Source organism: Bacteroides sp. MSK.20.12 (assembly GCF_019052435.1).
Taxonomy (GTDB): domain Bacteria; phylum Bacteroidota; class Bacteroidia; order Bacteroidales; family Bacteroidaceae; genus Bacteroides; species Bacteroides xylanisolvens.
In genome coordinates this window covers 21,587-42,626 of sequence record NZ_JAHQVH010000014.1, presented here as the reverse complement: position 1 = coordinate 42,626, position 21,040 = coordinate 21,587, and the positions used below count along the sequence as shown (strand labels likewise).

General features: G+C 44.5%; 17 protein-coding genes. 16 read left to right on the top strand and 1 reads right to left on the bottom strand.

Annotated elements, in window-relative coordinates; translation table 11 throughout:
* Position 1: 1 nt before the first annotated feature.
* Entirely contained in the window at positions 2–1,234 is a 1,233-nt protein-coding gene (locus KTR06_RS09515; protein WP_217290280.1) for an efflux RND transporter periplasmic adaptor subunit, read from the bottom strand.
* Positions 1,235–1,391: 157 nt separating this feature from the next.
* Between KTR06_RS09515 and KTR06_RS09510 the strand changes: the two genes are divergently transcribed.
* From KTR06_RS09510 to KTR06_RS09435, 16 genes are all read left to right on the top strand, one after another.
* Positions 1,392–2,240, top strand: a complete 849-nt coding sequence (locus tag KTR06_RS09510; RefSeq protein ID WP_009038711.1) for an AraC family transcriptional regulator — start codon at positions 1,392–1,394, stop codon at positions 2,238–2,240.
* Between the two features lie 394 nt (positions 2,241–2,634).
* Positions 2,635–5,892, top strand: coding sequence for a SusC/RagA family TonB-linked outer membrane protein (locus tag KTR06_RS09505; protein WP_217290279.1), 3,258 nt, complete (start codon positions 2,635–2,637; stop codon positions 5,890–5,892).
* Positions 5,893–5,902: 10 nt separating this feature from the next.
* Positions 5,903–7,381, top strand: coding sequence for a SusD/RagB family nutrient-binding outer membrane lipoprotein (locus KTR06_RS09500; protein WP_217290278.1), 1,479 nt, complete (start codon positions 5,903–5,905; stop codon positions 7,379–7,381).
* Positions 7,382–7,435: 54 nt separating this feature from the next.
* The gene (locus KTR06_RS09495) at positions 7,436–8,035 is read left to right on the top strand and encodes a hypothetical protein (RefSeq protein ID WP_217290277.1); all 600 of its coding nucleotides are present in this window, start codon (positions 7,436–7,438) and stop codon (positions 8,033–8,035) included.
* Positions 8,036–8,038: 3 nt separating this feature from the next.
* The gene (locus KTR06_RS09490; protein ID WP_217290276.1) at positions 8,039–9,475 is read left to right on the top strand and encodes a calcineurin-like phosphoesterase family protein; all 1,437 of its coding nucleotides are present in this window, start codon (positions 8,039–8,041) and stop codon (positions 9,473–9,475) included.
* Between the two features lie 109 nt (positions 9,476–9,584).
* The gene (locus tag KTR06_RS09485; RefSeq protein WP_008024688.1) at positions 9,585–9,743 is read left to right on the top strand and encodes a hypothetical protein; all 159 of its coding nucleotides are present in this window, start codon (positions 9,585–9,587) and stop codon (positions 9,741–9,743) included.
* Between the two features lie 8 nt (positions 9,744–9,751).
* Positions 9,752–10,264: a GNAT family N-acetyltransferase gene (locus KTR06_RS09480; RefSeq protein WP_087317892.1), complete on the top strand. Its 513-nt coding sequence runs from the start codon at positions 9,752–9,754 to the stop codon at positions 10,262–10,264.
* A gap of 579 nt (positions 10,265–10,843) precedes the next feature.
* The gene (locus KTR06_RS09475) at positions 10,844–12,163 is read left to right on the top strand and encodes a TolC family protein (RefSeq protein ID WP_008024692.1); all 1,320 of its coding nucleotides are present in this window, start codon (positions 10,844–10,846) and stop codon (positions 12,161–12,163) included.
* Between the two features lie 72 nt (positions 12,164–12,235).
* On the top strand, positions 12,236–13,270 hold the full coding sequence (locus KTR06_RS09470) for an HlyD family secretion protein (protein WP_008024693.1): 1,035 nt from the start codon (positions 12,236–12,238) through the stop codon (positions 13,268–13,270).
* Positions 13,271–13,379: 109 nt separating this feature from the next.
* Entirely contained in the window at positions 13,380–14,990 is a 1,611-nt protein-coding gene (locus KTR06_RS09465; protein ID WP_217290275.1) for a hypothetical protein, read from the top strand.
* A gap of 315 nt (positions 14,991–15,305) precedes the next feature.
* Positions 15,306–17,597 carry an NADP-dependent malic enzyme gene (locus KTR06_RS09460; RefSeq protein ID WP_074910676.1) on the top strand — a complete coding sequence of 764 codons (2,292 nt, stop codon included), beginning with the start codon at positions 15,306–15,308 and terminating at the stop codon, positions 17,595–17,597.
* Positions 17,594–17,770, top strand: coding sequence for a hypothetical protein (locus KTR06_RS09455; RefSeq protein WP_004317275.1), 177 nt, complete (start codon positions 17,594–17,596; stop codon positions 17,768–17,770). Before KTR06_RS09460 ends, KTR06_RS09455 begins: the two co-directional genes overlap by 4 nt.
* 247 nt (positions 17,771–18,017) lie before the next feature.
* A complete protein-coding gene (locus KTR06_RS09450; protein WP_004317274.1) occupies positions 18,018–19,352 on the top strand; it encodes an NADP-specific glutamate dehydrogenase in 1,335 nt (444 codons plus the stop codon).
* Positions 19,353–19,525: 173 nt separating this feature from the next.
* The gene (locus KTR06_RS09445) at positions 19,526–19,744 is read left to right on the top strand and encodes a helix-turn-helix transcriptional regulator (RefSeq protein ID WP_008641217.1); all 219 of its coding nucleotides are present in this window, start codon (positions 19,526–19,528) and stop codon (positions 19,742–19,744) included.
* Positions 19,741–20,067 carry a HipA N-terminal domain-containing protein gene (locus tag KTR06_RS09440; RefSeq protein WP_008024708.1) on the top strand — a complete coding sequence of 109 codons (327 nt, stop codon included), beginning with the start codon at positions 19,741–19,743 and terminating at the stop codon, positions 20,065–20,067. The genes KTR06_RS09445 and KTR06_RS09440 overlap by 4 nt, the downstream gene beginning before the upstream one ends.
* A gap of 2 nt (positions 20,068–20,069) precedes the next feature.
* Positions 20,070–21,005 (top strand): HipA domain-containing protein, encoded by a 936-nt coding sequence (locus KTR06_RS09435; RefSeq protein ID WP_008024710.1) that lies wholly within the window; start codon positions 20,070–20,072, stop codon positions 21,003–21,005.
* The last annotated feature ends 35 nt before the right edge of the window (positions 21,006–21,040 follow it).

The window sequence follows — 21,040 nt, the reverse complement described above, 5'->3', positions numbered from 1 at the left end:
TTTAATTTTCAGTAGTTGTTGCCGGAGACGTCGTGGCTGTCTCTGCCGACAGAGATTGAGCGGTCGTCTCCGCTAATGAGGATTGGTTGATTGCCTCTGTCACTCCTGCCACTGGAGTTTGAGCAGCCTTCGCCTTGACCGGAGTACCTTCACGAAGCAATCCTACGCCTTCGGCCACAATCACATCTCCCGGTACCAGCCCTTCATCTACAATAAATTCCCGACCGCCGTTGACGCGAGTCACCTGTACCGGGTTTGATTGAGCTTTACCGTCCACTACTTTATATACATATCTCTTATCCTGTATTTCGAAAGTGGCAGCCTGTGGAATGGTCAATGCTCCCGTTTTCTGCACAGGAACAATCACGTTGCCCGCACCACCGCTATGCAACAATCCTTCCTTATTCGGAAAAACAGCACGCAGACTGACCGTACCCGTCGAACGATCGATCACTCCACTAATCGACTCGATCTGTCCTTGTTCGGAATAAGCCGATTTATCGTTCAGTTGCAGATTGATGGCAGGCATATTTTTCAGCGCCTCTTCTTTGGAACCGTATTGGCGGATGAGTCCCAGCAACTGGTTTTCCGTCATGGAGAAGTAAACATACATATCCGAATTGTCGGAAACCGTTGTCAGCGGTTGGGCAAGAGCGGAACTTACCAAAGCACCTACGCGGTAAGGCAATGTACCCACCACACCGTCTGCCGGACTTTTCACAACCGTATAAGAAAGATTGTTGCGGGCACTCACTTCCTGTGCTTTTGCCTGCGCCAACTGTGCCTTGGCAGCCAGTAGGGAGTTTTTCGCGGTACTCAAATCGAAAGAGGAAACTACGTTCGCTTTATACAGTTCCTCTTTACTGTCATACGTCAGTTGTGCCGTAGCCAGAGAGGCTTTTGCCGATTCAACGTTTGCCACTGCCGTTTGCAAAGCAGCTTCATACGGCACCTGATCGATGATGAACAACGTCTGTCCGTTCTTCACGCGTTGACCTTCCGTCACACAGACTTTAGTCAGGGTACCACTCACCTGGGGATAAATATCAATATCTTGGCGTCCGCGGATGGTTGCCGAGTAGGCGCTTGAAATCATCCGGTCGACCGGAACAACGGTCATCACTTCGTATTCTGTTTCCATTTGTGCCGGGGGAGCCTGTTTACAGCCTGTCGCAGCAATCATACAGCAGAGCAACAATAATCCCTGCTTCATTTTACATACCTTTCTACTCATTTTCTGTTACCTATTAAATATTTTTGAACGCGGCAAAGGTAGACTGTTTTCTTCATTGAAAACTGAACTTAGCATCTTCAGTTTTGTTCATTTTAGGAACATTAAAACCGATATTTAGTGAAAAAGTGCTATTTTTGTACCCAAAATAAGAATAACAATGGAATCAAAAAACTCTAGCCTGGCCATATTTCGTGAACCGTTCGTAGCCGGAATGGACGAAAACCTGTCTCCAATTATGCAACGCCTATGGAAACTGGAAGGGGGTGCCATCTATTTTTGCCGTAGCGGATGGGCACACGTCACGATCGACTTGAAAGACTATGAAATTGTCGAAAATACTCAAATCGTGCTCTTGCCGGGAACGATTATCCGCGTCAACGGCAGCAGCAGTGATTTCACAGCTTCTTTCTTCGGATTCCCCAAAGAAATGTTTCGTGAAGCCTGCCTGCGTTTCGAGCCGATCTTCTTCCGGTTCATCAAAGAAAAGCCGTGTTACGTACTTCCGGAAGAAAATACCGGAGCTATCAATGGGTTAATACGTGCCACGACCGCTATATACAACGACCGCGAAAATCGTTTCCGCAACCAAATTGCTAAAAATCACCTCCAGTCGTTTATGTTGGATATCTATGACAAGTGTTACCGCTACTTCGACCGGCAGGAAATAGAAGGAGGAAGTCGGCAGGATGAAATCTTCAAGAAATTCATCGCACTGGTGCACGAAAACTGCATCGCTGAAAGGGAAGTAACCTTCTACGCCAACAAGCTCTGTATCTCCACCAAATACCTGACAGGTATCTGCAAAAGCGTGACGGGTGAAGCTGCCAAAAAGCTTATTGACGACTTCTCCATCCTGGAGATAAAAGTGCTGCTTCAATCCACCGAACTGACGATTCAGGAAATAGCCGACCGGCTCGGTTTTCCCGATCAGTCGTATCTAGGCAGGTATTTCAAACGGCATGAGGGAATGTCGCCGAAGGAGTATCAGAGCAAATATTCTATCTAATAACCAAAATAGCAAGCTTTCAGGTCTTTTACCCATTGTATTAAAGCGATGTTCTATGACCAACTTTGCTGTTTTACCGGCAATACTATGGAAGCTTCCTGCAAATGCGCAACCGCTGGTTGCACATTTGTAAGTTGCTGATTATATTCATTATAGAAATGAACCATTACGGATGCACTATCCGATAAATTTGCCTGCCTTTTCCGTCATACCACCACTTTGTCACGAGTGCAAACTGATTCTTTAATTAGTGTTTACAATATAACACAATTTGTTAACAGATCTGTAATACTATCTTAATCTGCCTTGTCTTCCTTTGCACCGTGAAACAAAAACACTGGTGTTAACGACTTTATTGCATTTAATAAATTAAAAGAAGCAAGGTAAAAAGATTATGAAAAGTAACAAATGGCTGCTTTCTCTGGCAGTTGGATTTCTGTGTTGTGGTTCTGCATACGCACAGACAACAGTGAAAGGGAAAATAACGAGTGAAAGCGGAGAACCGTTAATCGGGGCTACCATCGCTGTAAAAAACTCGACAGACGGTACGGTGACCGACATTGACGGTAACTACTCCCTGAAAACTAAGAAAACATTAAGTTCCAAAGATTTGCTCCTATTTAGTTATGTAGGATATAAAACGCTACAAAAAAACTATACGGGCAATACGATGAACGTAAAACTGGCGGAAGAGTCGCAACAACTGAATGATGTGGTAGTGACCGCCCTGGGCATCAAACGTGAAGAAAAAGGGCTGGGATACGCCACGGAAACCGTGAAAGGAGACAAAATTACCAGCGCTCTGCCTTCCAACTGGTCGACGGCACTCAACGGTAAGGTAGCCGGATTGAGCGTTATCTCTTCCGGCGGTCCGCTCAATTCGAGCCGCATCTCCCTGCGGGGCGACGTCTCGCTGAATCAGAACGGGAACGATGCATTAGTGGTAGTGGACGGTGTACCGATGAGTAGCCCGATGACCAATCCGGGAGTCGCCTACGGTGCAGGTTCCAACAGTGAGCTTTCCGTGGACTACGGTAACGGATTTTCCGACATCAATCCGGATGATATCGAAAGCATACAAGTATTGAAAGGAGCCAGCGCGACGGCTCTGTACGGTACGCGTGCAGCCAACGGCGTGATTATGGTGACTACGAAATCGGGAGCCGGCGCACCCAAAGGTATCGGCGTATCTTATAGCGGTAACTTCAGCATAGACGATGTGATGAGGTGGCCGGATTATCAGTATGAATTCGGACAAGGACTGCCGAGTAACATCGGTCCGGCAGGGTCCATCTATGAGGGCGAACCATACTACTCCTACGGAAAAGCGGAAGACGGCAGCTACGCAAGCACCAGCGGAACGAGTAGCGCATACGGAGCACGTTTCGATGCCAACAGGAAATTCTACCAATATGATCCGGTGACACAGGGACGTGCCTCCGAAGCGACTCCCTGGGTAGCGTATAAAAACAACCGCAAGGATTTGTTCCAGACGGGCTACACAATTACCAACTCCGTAGCCCTGACCGGAAAATCCGACCGGGGCAGCGTGCGGGCTTCCATCACCCACACCAAAAACGAATGGATTCTTCCCAATACAGGTTTCCAGCGCATCACTGCCATGATTTCCGCCCAACAACAGATTTCGCGGGCGTTGCGCATCAATTTTAAATCGAGCTATACCTACCGCAAACTCAACAATACGCCTGCCCTGGGGTATAACAGCAACTCCATCTCTTACTTCCTCATCTTCCAGAATCCGAATGTCAACCTCGACTGGCTGCGCCCGATGTGGCGTACCGGACAGGAAAATGTGAAACAGCTCCAGCCTTACAGTTCCTTCATCGGAAACCCGTATGTCATTCTATACGAATCTGAAAATCCGTCAGAGAAACATAGTAACGTCTCCTCCGTTTCCGCCAACCTGCGTATCAACAGCAAGTTCGATTTCATGATCCGGTCCGGTATCCAACTGTCCACCGACCAGCGCGAACAACACCGTCCTATCAGCGATGTGGTATTTGGCAACGGATTCTTCAAAAAACAGAATGTGTTCGATTATGAATTAAACAGCGACGCTTTATTTACGTACCATGATTCCTTCGCTAACGGATTGCACGTCAATGCTTCGGCGGGAGGAAACATGATGCAACAAAGCTATGATATGCTCGCCGCCTCGGTGGTGGGACTAATTACGCCGGGAGTCTACAAACTGGCAAACGGTGTCTCCAACCCGAACGTGCAGACTGTCATCAAAAAGAAAGCATTGAACAGTCTCTATTTCACAGCCAACTTCGCATATAAGGATAAACTGTTTCTCGACGTCACCGGACGTAACGACTGGTCGTCTACCCTACCGAAGAGCAACCGTTCCTTCTTCTATCCGTCGGTCAGCGTCAGCGCAGTGATGAACGAACTGTTCCTAATGCCGGAACCAATCAATTTGTTGAAAGTAAGAGGTTCTTTCGCCCAGGTGGGTAACGACACAGACCCTTACAAAACATCGCCCTACTACGGCACGAGCGATTTCCCCGGATCGGCTGTCGTTGCTTCCACACTGTACAATCAGGACTTCAAACCGGAAATTTCAACCAACTACGAAGCCGGTTTCGACCTGCGTATGTTCCAAAACCGCATCGGACTCGATTTCACATTCTATTACAACCGCACCAAAAACCAAATTCTGGATGCTCCGATGGACCCGACTACAGGTTACAGCAAAGCGACTATCAATTCGGGATGTGTCCGCAACCGTGGTTATGAAATCCAATTGGACGTTACCCCGGTAGTCAGCAGAGATTTCCGCTGGAACGCCACTTTTACCTGGTCTAAAAACGAAAACAAGATTATTTCGCTGGCGGAAGGAGCAGACGAGAATCAGTTAATCAGCAGTATCGGCAACGTCTCCATCATCGGACGCGTGGGAGGTACGACAGGCGACCTCTGGGGCTACAAACTGGTGCGCGACCCGGAAGGAAACGTTGTCATCAATGACAACGGACTGCCCGAACGTTCGGGAGAGATTGAATACATAGCCACAGCCTATCCGAAATGGAAAGCCGGACTGTATAACGAATTTTCCTACAAAAACTTTACTCTTAGCGTCCTGCTCGACGGACAGGTGGGAGGAAAAATGTATTCGCACTCTCACCACAAAATGACGGAACAGGGAAAACTGGCACATACCCTGAACGGACGTCTGCCGGGAACGGAATTTTATATGTCGAAAGATGATCCGCGCATTGCCACCGCCGGACTTTCACCGCAGGACGGAATGTATATGATTGCCCCGGGTGTAGTGAAAAACGACGACGGTAGCTTCTCGAAAAACACTAAAGTGGTGACCGTGGAAAGCTATTATAAAGAGTACTATCGGATGGCAAACGTGGAGACGAACACTTTCAGCACCGATTTCCTCAAACTGCGTGAAATGAGACTGGAATATAAATTACCGGGCAGCACACTGAAGAAAACTCCTTTCAGCAAAGCATCGATAGCGTTTTATGCACGCAACTTGTTCTGCATCACGGATTATCCTTTATTTGACCCCGAATCTGCCGCCCTCAACGGAAGTTCGATGGTAACGGGTGTAGAAACGGGGTCACTGCCTACGGCACGTACTTTCGGATTGAATATTAACTTATCTTTTTAAACACTGACTCATGAAAACCTGTAATTTTTTAAAGAATATAGCAGGAGGAATAATAGTGTGCGGAACACTCTGTACAACCTCCTGTACCAGCTTCGACGAACTGAATACGGACCCCACCCGCATGGACGAGGTGAATCCCGGCACGCTGCTCAACCCGATTCTCTACGAAACGTCTGTCTACAACTGGAAACTCTACAACAACTACACCTACGACCTGATGCAATGCGCTGTATCTACTTCCAGCACTAACGGTGTCGGATGGTGGTATATGACGGACAGCCAGGGAGACGGCACATGGACTACCTTTTATAAATGGATCAATAACGCCAAAGAGATGACGCGTCTCACCGAAAAACTCCCGGAGGCTTCCAAACAACCCAATTATGACGCCATCTCACTCACACTGCAAAGTTGGCTGTACCAGATTCTAACCGATGCTTTCGGTGACGTCCCGATGAGTGAAGCCTGCTCTGCCGATGAAGGAATACTCGCGCCGAAGTTCGACACCCAACAACAAGTGTACCGACAAATTATCGACAACCTGAAAACGGCAAACGAACTGTTTGACGAAGCTAACGGACTGATCTACAACCAATCGGGCGAAATGTTATACAACACGTCTAAAGGAGATGCAACCGGTATAAAGAAATGGAAGAAGTTCTGCAACTCGCTCCGCCTGCGTGCATTACTCCGCGTGATCGACGTTCCGGAGTTCAACGCGAAACAGGAATTGCGCACGATGCTAACCGATCCCGCCACCTATCCGGTATTCGAATCGAACGATGACGCCGCCCTGCTTGCCATCAGCGGAACTTATCCGCAGGAAGCTCCGCTCACCCGGCCGCAGGATTTCACTTCATACGTTCAGATTTCCGAGTTCTTTGTCGACCTGCTAAAAGGATGGAACGACCCTCGTCTGCAAGTGTATGCAACGCAGGTCACTCTGCCCGACCAGACAAAGGATTATGTAGGCTTGCCCAGCGGTTATCAGACGTTGCCCTCCATCACGGCTTCGGGACTGAATCAAGAAATGGCGAAAGCTCCCATGAAACTTGCCATGATGCCTTATGCCGAAGTTGAATTTATCAAAGCGGAACTACTGAAGAAAGGGGTGATCGACGGAGGAAGCAACGCTGCCAAAGAAGCGTATCAGAAAGGAGTGCAGGCAGCTATCGAACAGTGGGGACAGGTATTGCCCGACAATTACTTTGAGAATCCGGAAGCAGCTTATGACGATACTTTGGAACGTATCATGAACCAGAAATTCGTCGCACTGTTCTTCTGCGACTATCAGCAGTGGTTCGAATATAACCGTACCGGCTTTCCTGTGTTGCCCGTAGGACCCGGCATCGCGAATGCCAACAACCAAATGCCCAAACGTTTCAAATATCCGGCTGCCCTGCAACGCACCAACCTGAAAAACTATCAGGCTGCCAAGCAGAATATGGGAGGTGATGATTTTAATATTCGATTAATGTGGCAACAATAACGGAATATGGCAAATAAAGAAATGTATCAACCATAAATTTAAAATTCAATGTGTATGAAGAAAATTATCAGTATGGCTGTCATGTTATATATAACAATGACAGCAATGGCACAGAAAGGAGAACTTGCCATGAACGAAAATATCCGCGGAAAGGAAAATGTTTCAAGAAACATTGCGGAGAATACGGTAGGAAATACAGCAGGAAATAGAGCAGAGAAAGAAGCGACTCCCGTAGGGAAGAAACCCAAAGCTACATTTATATTCGATGTATATGGAGAGATTCCGACAACTAAACCGGTGTTTGAAACGGAACATTATCTAGGTAGTGACATTACCGGAAAATGGAATACTTTCATCCAGAATTACACGCACGAGTATGATGTAACGATCGGATTCACTGATTCTTCCGTTGAGATTTTGAAGCCTTCCATTTACAAGGCAGTCAACAAGGTGAACAAATATTATAAAAAGGCACTGAAAAAGGAAGAAGTGAGCCGGGAAGTTGCTACATCCAACATGGCACACATTCTGGATTGTGCCAATGTGATGTGTTTCGACGATAACAGCAAGTCTTTCGAAGAGGCTGTAAAGTCGGCAGACGAACCGGAAGAGATTATCGCATTATTCAATCAAGTCACTCTAAGAAAGTTATAAGCAATGAAAAAAGTATATAATAGAAATATGCTGTTTGTGGCAATCTTATGTCTCCAGCTAAATGTTGTTGCCGCTTTTGGTCAGACTGTTGTGAAAGGCAGTGTGAAAGATAACACAGGTAAGCCTGTCAGCGGTGTAGTAGTAACTGACGGTGCGCATTTTAAAACGACCGACGCGCAAGGAAACTATGTTTTAAACACCGATCCGGCACGTTATCCGATGGTTTACATCTCTACTCCGGCAGACTATGAGCTTCCTTCCAAAGAGGGTGTAGCCGACGGCTTCTATCAATATTTGGATGCGAAGAAAAGCGAGAATCAGTGCAACTTCGTTCTGACCAAGCGGCAGAAGCCGGCGGATGAATTTGTATATATCGCCATTTCCGATCCGCAAGTGAGGAACGAGAAACAACTGAACCGCTTCCGCACAGAGACAGTGCCCGACCTGAAACAGACTGCCGACTCGCTAAAGAACTTCGAAATCGTTGGTATGGGACTGGGCGACCTTGTGTGGGATGCCATGAACTTATATGCTCCTTACCGGCAAGCCGTCTCTAATTTAGGTATCACAATGTTCCAACTAATGGGAAACCATGATTTCAACCTGCTCTACAAATCCATGGCACAGACGGACCATCCGGCAGACGGATATGGGGAACAGAATTATTACCAGTCGTTCGGTCCGGCCAACTATTCATTCAACATTGGAAAAATCCATGTAATCGCAATGAAAGACATCGACTACGATGGTAATAAGAAATACACGGAACGATTCACGCCGGAAGATCTGGACTGGTTGAGAAAAGATTTAAGTTATGTGCCCGAAGGAAGCACCGTATTCCTGAACGTACACGCTCCGGTAGCCAACAACACGGTGTCTGCCGGTGGAAATGCACGCAACGCCAACGCGCTTTTCCAACTATTAAGACCGTATCAGGTTCATATTTTTTCGGGACACACACATTTCTATGAGAATCAGCAACCTGCGCCTACTATTTATGAACATAATATCGGAGCTGCCTGCGGTGCATGGTGGGCAGGACACGTGAACCGTTGCGGAGCGCCGAACGGTTACCTGGTGGTAGAAGTGAAAGGTGACGATGTGAAGTGGCGTTACAAAGCGACAGGCTGTTCTCCCGATTATCAGTTCCGGCTCTACAAGCCGGGAGAATTTGAAAGCCAGAAAGACTATGTGGTAGCCAACATCTGGGATTGGGACAGAACGTATACGGTAAACTGGTACGAAGACGGAGTATTGAAAGGGGCCATGCAGGCTTTTGATGATGAAGATCAGGACTACATCAACATGGTGAAAGGGAAGAAAACCGGCTATCATACACGGCATCTTTTCCGGGCACAGCCTGCTAAAGGTACGAAGTCTGTCAAAGTGGTGGTTAAGAATCGTTTCGGAGAAGTATTCACGAAAGAGGTAAGATTGTAGGTTTTTCCGGAGAAACATAAATAAGCATTCTTTGGCAGAAACTATTTGGAACTAAGGAAGAAATGGACTATCTTTGCAAGAGTATTCACGTAAAAAAGGAAAAAGTAATATGGCAAGACCAATTAAAGAAACCCCGATACTCTTTGGTGAAGATGCCAAACGTTTCCTGGCATCAATGCAGAATGTTAAACCTGCTTCCCAACAAGAAAAGCAGCGGGTCAAAGCTGCATATGAGAAATTAAAGAAAATAGCAACGTTTATGATGTGACTTCCTTGATGAGACTGATTAAGATTGAAGACACAGAGAATATAAAGCCATTCAATTGCGGAAACGACGATTTGAATGGCTTTTTGTTGGAAGACGCCCGCTTTTACCGAGAGAAGTTAATTGCCAATACCTTTATTATGGAAGATGATGATGAGACAATTGCTTTCTTCAGTTTGCTGAATGATAAAATATCCCAGACAACTATAGATAAAAACTATTGGAGAAAACTTCGCAAGGCATTTCCGCACAGAAAGCACCTTGGAAGTTATCCCGCTGTGAAAATCGGTAGATTAGGTGTAGCAACTTCCCATCGTGGTGAAGGAATTGGTACCGATATTATTTCTGCAGTAAAACAGATGCTTATCAATCGCCAGTCTGTATCAGCAACTCGTTTTCTTACAGTAGATGCATATCTGTCAGCTGTTTCTTTTTATGAGAAAAACGGCTTTCATCCCCTTATAAATCAACCTTGTGAGGACACTCTTCCTATGTATTTCGACCTTATACAACTTATCGAATAACCTCATATTCTCTCCAAGTTTCTCCTATCAGAAACACCTAACCGGAGCATTGGTAGACCTTCAAAACTACTCCGGTAGATATGAGGGTATTTACTATACATTTATAATCAATCATTTAAATTCGGGGGCAAAGGTACACGTTTTCTATGGCTTACCAGTAGACTTAATCAGAACAAAACCGGCTCTTTTCAGAACAACCCTCTCTTTTCTTTGTATTAAAGTTCCATAACCTTGACAATCATGAATAGCAGGGCATGCATATATGAACTTACGTCCATGGGATGAGGCTACTTTCCTCTACCCAACATACCATTCGATAATCGTTAAAAAACATTATATTTAGACATCTATAAGGTTACAACTTACCTGTTTTTTTTCATAATTTCGCAAATCCAAAATAGAAAACAGGTATTAAGATGAAACTAAGATATTATCAAATCGACATTCGTTACAAGAACAAAATGCATGACTTTCACGGTTGGGGTGTGGCAGTGCAAATTTGATAATTCGGTCTTCACTACAGAGAATTTACCATAGAAAATTCAAACTTCTACTATTAATTAAATTTCATTTCACTTTATGAGCAAAAAAAGATGGCTCATAGTGCTGCTATACGCCGTGCTATGTAGCCAAAGACTGTTTGCCCAGACGCTTGACAGGAGAGTTTTGGGCATTAACGAAATGTTCCGTCTGGCAGACGAGAACAGTCAGAGTATTCAAACGTATAAAACGGGGGAAGAGGCAGCCAAAGAAGCTTTGAAAGCTGCCAAGTCACAACGTTTACCGGACATAGGGGCTTCACTCTCATTCAGTTACCTGGGTGACGGATATTTGTGGGACCGTGATTTCAAAAACGGGCAAAACATTCCTATGCCGCACTTCGGCAATAACTTTGCTTTGGAGGCGCAGCAAGTGATTTATGCCGGTGGAGCCATCAACAGCAGCATTACTTTGGCAGAACTCGGGCAACAAATGGCTGCATTAGACTGGCAAAAGAACCGTCAGGAGATCCGCTTTCTTCTGACCGGTTATTATCTGGATTTATATAAATTGAATAACCAGTTGCAAGTGTTACAAAAAAATCTGGACCTGACGGAACAGGTTATCCGCAATATGGAATCACGCCGTACGCAGGGAACAGCTTTAAAGAATGATATCACCCGTTATGAACTGCAGAAAGAGACGCTTAAACTGCAACTGGCAAAGGTGCAGGATGCCTGCAAAATTATGAATCACCAACTGGTGACTACGCTACACCTGCCCGCCGGAACAGAAATCGTCCCTGATTCTACCTTGTTGGATGAGGAAGTGAAAGCACTGGCAGAAAACGACTGGCAAATGATGGCGACCCAAAGTAATGTCGGCCTGCAACAAGCCCAACTGTCTGTACAAATGAGCGAGCAAAAAGTAAAACTGGAACGTTCGGAACTGCTTCCCAAAATTGCTCTTGTAGCCGGAGAGCATTTGGACGGTCCTATCACGATTGAAGTCCCGGTACTAGACAACAACTTCAATTACTGGTATGTGGGTGTCGGCATAAAATACAACCTTTCTTCTTTATTCAAAAATAACAAGAAAGTACGTCAGGCAAAATTGAACGCACGCAGGGCACAGGAAGAATATTCATTGGCACAGGAACAAATAGAAAACGGAGTTCAGGCAAATTATGTCAACTTCCTCACTTCTTTTACCGACTTACGTACGCAGGAGAAAAGTGTGGAACTCGCCGACCAAAACTATAACGTAATCAGCAACCGCTATAAAAATGATCTCGCTCTGCTCACCGATATGCTCGACGCCAGCAACATGAAACTAAGCGCCGACCTCGGTCTGGTCAATGCACGCATCAACTTGATATACAGTTACTATAAAATGAAATATATCACACATACCCTATAGATTTTACGATTAGACAATTTGGATTGTAAATTAAGAGAATGAAATTACTTACTGTTTAAAATATAAATGATTATGATAGCTAGAAAAACCCAGAAGATTATATATAATATTGTGATAATCTGTCTTCTTATCGGTGGTGTCACCTATGTTTGTTCCCGGTTCATTCACCTTGGAAACATTGAATATACTGATAATGCGCAGGTGAGACAACATATCACGCCAATCAACACTCGTGTTCCGGGGTTCATCAAAAAAATCTGTTTCGACGAGTATCAACAAGTACACAAAGGCGACACGCTCCTTATCATCGAAGATACCGAATTCCGCCTCCGTGTGGCACAGGCAGAAGCTGATTTAGCTAATGCTACCGCAGGAAGACAGGCCACTACCATTGGCATCGCCACTACTCAAAACAACTTGAGCGTGAGCGACGCAAGCATTGAGGAAGTACGTGTACAAATGGAAAATGCAAGACGCGAACTGAACCGTTTCGAAAAGTTATTGCAGGAAGATGCAGTGACTAAACAACAATATGACAACGTACATACAGCTTACGAAGCAGCCAAAGCCCGTTATGAACAGGTGTCACGAGCTAAATTGTCTACCTCTTTAGTGAAAAGCGAGCAAACCCATCGTTTAGGACAGAATGAGGCAGGTGTCCGCCTGGCAGAAGCTGCATTAGAGCTTGCCCGTCTGAATCTTTCTTATACAGTTATCATTGCTCCATGTGACGGTACCACAGGAAAGAAAGAAATTTTGGAAGGCCAGCTGGTACAGCCGGGACAAACCATGGTCGACATCGTAGACAGCAGCGACCTGTGGGTAATCGCCAATTATCGCGAAACCCAGCTTCCGAATATCAAGGAAGGCGCAGAAGTGGAAATAACCGCAGACGCCGTGCCAAACATAACATTCAAAGGAGTAGTAGAGTCTATTTCCGACGCAACAGGAGCGGCATTTTCAATGATTCCACAAGATAACGCCACCGGTAATTTCGTCAAAGTGGAGCAACGTATTCCCGTACGCATCAGTCTGAAAGGAAACAAACCGGAAGATTTGAAACGTATGCGTGCAGGCTTCAACGTAGAATGTGAGGTGAAGTACTAACCGCTTCAACCCTTTATCGTTTTAATTATTGCTTTAATTATAAATTGCTTAATTATTGCTTTAATTATCGTTTTAATTTTTAATCTTTAATTTCTAATCTTTAATTTTTATGAGTGCTCCTGTTCTGAATGTTCCTTTCGTTATGCCAATATTCCGCAGCTTCGTGCCGCGGAAGATGCAGCCGTGGATTTATCTTTTCATTGCCGTCACTTTCCAATTATCGGGCGGCGTCTATCTGGGTGCATTGAATCAGATGATCGGCAGCATGGCACTGATGCGTGAGGATATTTTAATGTGCATGTACGCTAATCTGGCAGGTATGGCAATCTATTTCCCGTTATTGTTTCGCATGAAGTTTCGTTTTACCAATAAAACCCTACTCACATCGGCAGCACTGGGAGTCTTACTCTGTAACTTGATAGCTCCACATATCACCTTCCTCCCACTGTTGTGGCTGATCTGTTTCATCGAAGGAATGTGCAAAATACAGGGAACTTTTGAATGTATGTCCAATATTCAGTTATGGATGACTCCCAAACGGGATTTCACGGTTTTCTTTCCCTGGCTTCATATTGTAATTCTGGGAAGTATTCAGCTGTCCGACCTGATTACGACTTATTTAATGTATCACTACCACTGGACATATATGAATCTGTTCATCGCCAGATTAATGCTAATCGTCCTGCTGATTCAGTTTACTTGTGTGAAACATTTCAGGTTCATGCGCAAATTTCCCCTGTTCGGTATCGACTGGCTGGGTGGAGTGCTCTGGGCCTCCTTATTAGCGGAAATCGCCTTCCTCTTCAACTACGGAGACTGGTACAACTGGTGGAACAGCCCGGTAATCCGCCAACTGACTATCGTGATTTTCATCACTCTGGCTATTTGTATTTGGCGTATGATGACAATCCGCCATCCTTTTCTCGAACCGAAGATGTGGACTTATCGCCACTTTTGGTCCTTATTAGGACTAGTCACATTAGTGGAAGCGTTTCTTGCAACCGAGCATGTATTAGAAGAAGTCTTTTACGAAGAAGTGATGAAATATGAAGAACTGGTCAGTTCACAACTCGACTGGTTTGCCATTATCGGTATCGTTTGTGGTTGTGTATTCTCTTATTGGTGGATGCACATCAAACAATACAACTATGTGCGCTTGATTATTGTCGGCTTCGTTGGGCTGATCGGCTATCTGATCGGTTTTTACCTGACTCTATCTACTGATATACATATTTCACAGCTCTACCTGCCAACGGTGTGCAGGGGATTTGCCTATGCCGTCTTGAGTGCCACCTTCATGGTGTGTCTGGAAGAAACCATGACGTTCCAGCATTTCTTCCAGGGATTAAGTGTATTCAATATGCTGCACATGGTAGTTGGCGGTGTATTAGGCTGTGCGGTCTATGCGCAGGGATTGGCTTATTATGTTCCCGACAATCTGGCACGTTACGGTTCGGCCATCGACCATGTGTCTTTCAGCAGCAGCCCGTTCAACATAGGTCATTATATGGAAGAATTTATCAATCAGATGATGGAAATAAGCATCAAGCAAATTTATGGATGGGTGGCTTATGCCTGCATCTTCCTTTTCCTATTATTATTGCTTTATGATTTTCCGGTTCGCCGTTCATTAAAAAGCATGCCAAGTTGGAGAGAGGTAGCCCGCGAAGTAAAGAATACATTTTGGCGGACAACGCATACACCGTCAGAAAAAGAATAAGCAACAGGATCAGAATGGGTCAAAAGTAAAATCATCTATTAGATTGATATTATTTAGGCACGAATTACACAGTTTTAGTTTAATGGAACCGTATTAATCCGTGTAATCCGTGCCTAAATGAAAGTGATAAGAGTATTTTAACACACCTTCCTTTCACAAATGAGACACAATTACAGCTAAATTACATATATACCCATTATTTTAGTCATTTTGCTATAAAATTAATAGAAATTATCTCCGAAATACTACAATTTCTAACTTTTATTCCTACATTTGCAGCCAATTGATAACTTATTAACAAATTACATATATACCATGGCTAAAATAACGAAAGAAGCCGCTTTGCTCTATCACTCACAGGGCAAACCCGGCAAGATTGAGGTAGTGCCTACCAAACCTTATAGTACACAAACCGACTTATCACTCGCATATTCCCCCGGTGTAGCAGAACCTTGTCTCGAAATTGAGAAGAACCCGCAGGATGCATACAAGTATACAGCTAAAGGAAATCTTGTAGCTGTTATTTCTAACGGTACAGCCGTACTCGGACTGGGCGATATAGGCGCATTAAGCGGCAAACCTGTAATGGAAGGTAAAGGGCTGCTTTTCAAAATCTATGCCGGTATCGACGTTTTCGACATCGAAGTAGACGAGAAAGATCCGGAGAAATTCATTGCGGCAGTGAAAGCAATCGCTCCTACCTTTGGAGGTATCAATCTGGAAGACATCAAGGCGCCCGAATGTTTTGAAATCGAACGTCGCCTGAAAGAAGAATTAGACATTCCTGTAATGCACGACGACCAGCACGGTACTGCTATTATCTCCAGCGCCGGTTTGGTAAATGCCTTGCAGGTGGCAGGAAAGAAAATCGAGGATGTGAAAATCGTCGTGAACGGTGCCGGTGCATCCGCAGTATCTTGTACTAAATTATATGTATCTTTGGGCGCTCGCCTCGAAAATATTGTCATGCTGGATAGTAAAGGCGTTATCAGCAAGACACGTACCGATCTGAACGAGCAGAAAAGATATTTTGCAACCGACCGCACAGATATCCATACACTGGAAGAAGCAATCAAGGGCGCGGATGTATTCCTCGGCCTGTCAAAAGGAAATGTGTTGAGTCAAGATATGGTACGCAGCATGGCTCCGATGCCCATCGTATTCGCATTGGCCAACCCGACACCGGAAATCTCTTACGAAGATGCCATGGCAGCACGTCCTGACGTACTGATGGCTACCGGACGTTCCGACTATCCGAACCAGATTAATAATGTAATCGGTTTCCCATATATCTTCCGCGGTGCTTTGGACACTCAAGCTAAAGCAATCAACGAAGAAATGAAAATTGCGGCCGTACACGCCATTGCCAACCTGGCAAAACAGCCGGTGCCTGATGTAGTCAACGCAGCCTACCACGTAAACAACCTTTCTTTCGGTGCGGAATACTTTATCCCGAAACCGGTAGATCCACGCCTCATCACCGAAGTTTCCTGCGCAGTGGCAAAAGCTGCTATGGAAAGCGGAGTGGCTCGCACAGAAATCAAAGACTGGGACGCTTACTGTGTTCACCTGCGCGAATTGATGGGCTACGAATCCAAACTGACCCGCCAACTGTATGATACTGCCCGCCGCTCACCGCAACGTGTCGTATTTGCCGAAGGTATCCACCCGAATATGCTGAAAGCTGCCGTTGAAGCAAAAGCCGAAGGTATCTGTCATCCTATCTTATTAGGAAACGACGAAGCTATCGGAAAACTGGCAGAAGAAATGGAGCTTAGTCTGGAAGGTATTGAAATCGTCAATCTTCGTCACCCGGACGAATCAGACCGTCGCGAGCGTTACTCCCGCATCCTTGCAGAAAAACGTGCACGCGAAGGATTTACCTACGAAGAAGCCAACGACAAGATGTTCGAACGCAACTACTTCGGTATGATGATGGTGGAAACAGGAGATGCAGACGCATTCATCACCGGACTTTATACAAGATATAGCAATACGATCAAAGTGGCAAAAGAAGTGATCGGCATCCAACCGGGCTTCAAACACTTCGGTACCATGCATATCCTGAACTCCAAGAAAGGTACTTACTTCCTGGCAGACACATTGATTAACCGCCACCCCGATACGGAAACATTGATTGATATCGCCAAACTGTCCGATAAAACAGTTCGTTTCTTCAATCACACACCGGTTATCTCTATGTTGTCATACTCTAACTTCGGCGCTGATACCGCAGGTAGCCCAGTGAAAGTGCACGAAGCAGTTGCTCACATGCAGGACGAATATCCGGAATTGGCTATCGACGGCGAAATGCAGGTAAATTTTGCCATGAACCGCGAATTGCGTGATACCAAATATCCGTTTACCCGCTTGAAAGGTAAAGATGTAAATACTCTGATTTTCCCGAACCTAAGTTCAGCAAACGCCGGCTACAAACTGTTGCAGGCAATGGACCCGGATACAGAATTCATCGGCCCTATCCAGATGGGATTGAACAAACCTATCCACTTCACCGATTTCGAAAGTTCTGTCCGTGACATTGTGAATATCACAGCCGTAGCCGTGATCGACGCCATTGTTGACAAAAAGAAAAGAGGAGTGAAATGAAACGCCCGTTATCCAAATCACAAATAGTTTGCATCAGCCTGCTTTGGTTGGCGCTTTGCTATTTAGTTCTAACAAAAGCCGAACGAATTGACGGGATGACGATAGTAATGCTTGTCATTTCGGCAGCATTAGTATTTATTCCTGTTTATAAGTCGATCAAAAAGAACAAATAAATATCTTTTTTCCTATTTTTAATGCGATAAAATATCAAATTTGATGTTTTATCGCATTTTTCTTTATAAAATGTTTGCCAGTTCAATTTTTATCTTTACTTTTGCAACCGGAAATAAAAATCCGATGTACCCATATACAAGTGTGCAAATTGCTATACGGCAGAAAAGCACATAGTCGAGCGGCACATGAGCAAATTGTCAAATTAGCACATTATTTTTATATCAACCAATTAAAGAAAAAAAGATTATGAATGCAGCAAAGGTATTAGACGATCTGAAAAGAAGATTTCCCAATGAACCGGAGTATCATCAAGCAGTAGAAGAAGTACTTTCTACTATTGAAGAAGAATACAACAAACACCCGGAGTTTGATAAAGTAAACTTGATCGAACGTTTGTGTATTCCTGATAGAGTATATCAGTTCCGCGTGACTTGGATGGATGATAAAGGTAATATTCAGACCAACATGGGTTACCGTGTTCAGCACAACAACGCGATCGGTCCTTACAAAGGCGGTATCCGTTTCCATGCATCTGTAAACCTTTCTATCTTGAAGTTCCTTGCCTTTGAACAAACATTCAAAAACTCACTGACTACGCTGCCGATGGGTGGTGGTAAAGGTGGTTCCGACTTCTCTCCTCGTGGAAAGTCAAATGCCGAAGTAATGCGCTTCGTACAAGCATTCATGCTGGAACTGTGGCGTCACATCGGTCCTGAAACTGACGTTCCTGCCGGTGACATCGGTGTTGGTGGCCGTGAAGTAGGTTTCATGTTCGGTATGTATAAAAAACTGGCTCATGAATTTACCGGAACATTCACAGGTAAAGGCCGCGAATTCGGTGGTTCACTGATTCGTCCGGAAGCTACCGGTTATGGTAACATCTACTTCCTGATGGAAATGCTGAAAACAAAAGGCACTGACCTGAAAGGTAAAGTTTGTCTGGTTTCCGGTTCCGGTAACGTTGCTCAATATACAATCGAAAAAGTAATCGAACTGGGTGGTAAAGTAGTTACTTGCTCTGACTCTGACGGTTATATCTACGATCCGGATGGTATCGACCGCGAAAAACTGGACTACATCATGGAACTAAAGAATCTGTACCGTGGCCGTATCCGTGAATACGCAGAAAAATATGGTTGCAAATATGTAGAAGGAGCTAAACCTTGGGGTGAAAAATGTGATATCGCTCTTCCTTCTGCAACTCAAAACGAATTGAATGGCGACCACGCTCGTCAGCTGGTAGCAAACGGTTGTATCGCTGTATCTGAAGGAGCTAACATGCCTTCTACTCCGGAAGCTATCAAAGTATTCCAGGACGCTAAGATCCTTTACGCTCCGGGTAAAGCTGCTAATGCCGGTGGTGTATCAGTATCAGGTCTTGAAATGACTCAGAACTCTATCAAATTGAGCTGGAGTGCTGAAGAAGTAGACGAAAAACTGAAGAGCATCATGAAGAATATCCACGAAGCTTGCGTTCAGTACGGTACAGAAGCCGACGGATACGTAAACTATGTGAAGGGTGCTAACGTAGCCGGATTCATGAAGGTTGCTAAAGCAATGATGGCACAAGGTATCGTATAATCAGCGAAAGATATATAAGCTATAGTTTATTTAAAGGCTCCCGCCTTCCGAAAGGAAGTGCGGGAGTTTTTTATACCCCATAAGGTATAATTCATAAAACCACAACTAAATTTATACCCTAAAGGGTGTAAATCAGAGAAATTACATTATCTTTGTACCCAAAAGGGTATAATATGAACGATAAATCATTATCAGAATACGTAAAGCTAATGCGTAAAGAACATAACTTGACCCAAGTAGAACTCTCCGAAAAATCAGGAGTTGGGTTGCGCTTTGTGCGCGAACTTGAGCAGGGAAAACAAACTTTGCGTCTTGATAAAGTAAATCAAGTGCTTAGTCTCTTTGGAATGGAAGTGGGGGTTGTACCAATAAGTAAACTCAACAAGCTATGAGACAAGCACACATATACAACCAAGACCAGTTGGCAGGACTGCTTACAGAAGATGAAAATGGTTACACCTTTCAATATGATGCAGCCTACATTAAATCCAGCGATGCTGAACCTGTCAGCCTCACGCTTCCAATCTCTGAAAAGCCATATACAAGTCTAATATTATTCCCATTCTTTGACGGTCTCATTCCCGAAGGCTGGCTCTTGGATATTGCCGAGAAAAGTTGGAAGATAAATCGTCGTGACCGCATGTCACTACTCCTTGCCTGTTGCAAAGATTGCATCGGTGCAGTTAGTGTGATTCCCATCTTAAATAAAGAATAATGATGAACAGATGCCTATATTGTTATCAGGAACTTGGCGAGGGAGAAACTGATTTTCACCCTCAATGTGGAAAGAAAATATTTGGGAGCAAAACTGTTCCTCTCCTACCTTATACAAAAGCGGATATTAAGCAACTTGCCGAACAAGTCATACGTTCACAAACCACACTTACAGGAGTGCAAGCTAAATTGTCTCTCGATATATCATCGTCCCCTAACCAACCACAACGCTTTACTATCGTAGGTTTATGGGGGCGTTATATTCTCAAACCGCAAACGGAACAATTTAAATACATGCCTGAAGTTGAGGACTTAACAATGCATCTTGCCGAATTAGCTAAAGTAAACGTTGTTCCTCATTCACTGATTCGTTTTGCTGACGGTGAATTAGCTTATATCACTAAACGCATAGATAGAACCTCGAAGGGTGAAAAGCTGCCAATGGAAGATATGTGTCAGCTCTCGGAGCGTCTCACAGAATATAAATATAAGGGTTCTTATGAAAAGATAGCAAAAATAATTATGCAATATTCCTCTGTACCTAAACTTGACGTAATAAACTTCTGGGAACAAGTCGTTTTCTCATGGTTGACCGGCAACGCGGATATGCATCTGAAAAACTTTTCACTTTATAGTCAGCGTAAAGGCTATTATTCGCTGACTCCGGGATATGACATGCTCTCTACGGCACTCCTCATGCCGGAGGACACCGAAGAATTGGCTTTGACACTAAACGGTAAAAGACGCAAAATCAAGCGTTCTGATTTTGAAGTTGCAATGAATGGTTGTAGCTTGGAGGAAAAAATCATAGACAATCTATTTTCTAAATTCATAAAGGTTACCGACAAGTGGCTGGAGTTTATAGATATTTCTTTCTTGCCCCAAGAAATGAAACAACAGTACAAGCTGATTATAACAAGGAAGTTAGATTTGTTATAAAACAGCCCAGGAATGCAAAGAGGGAATAACTTATT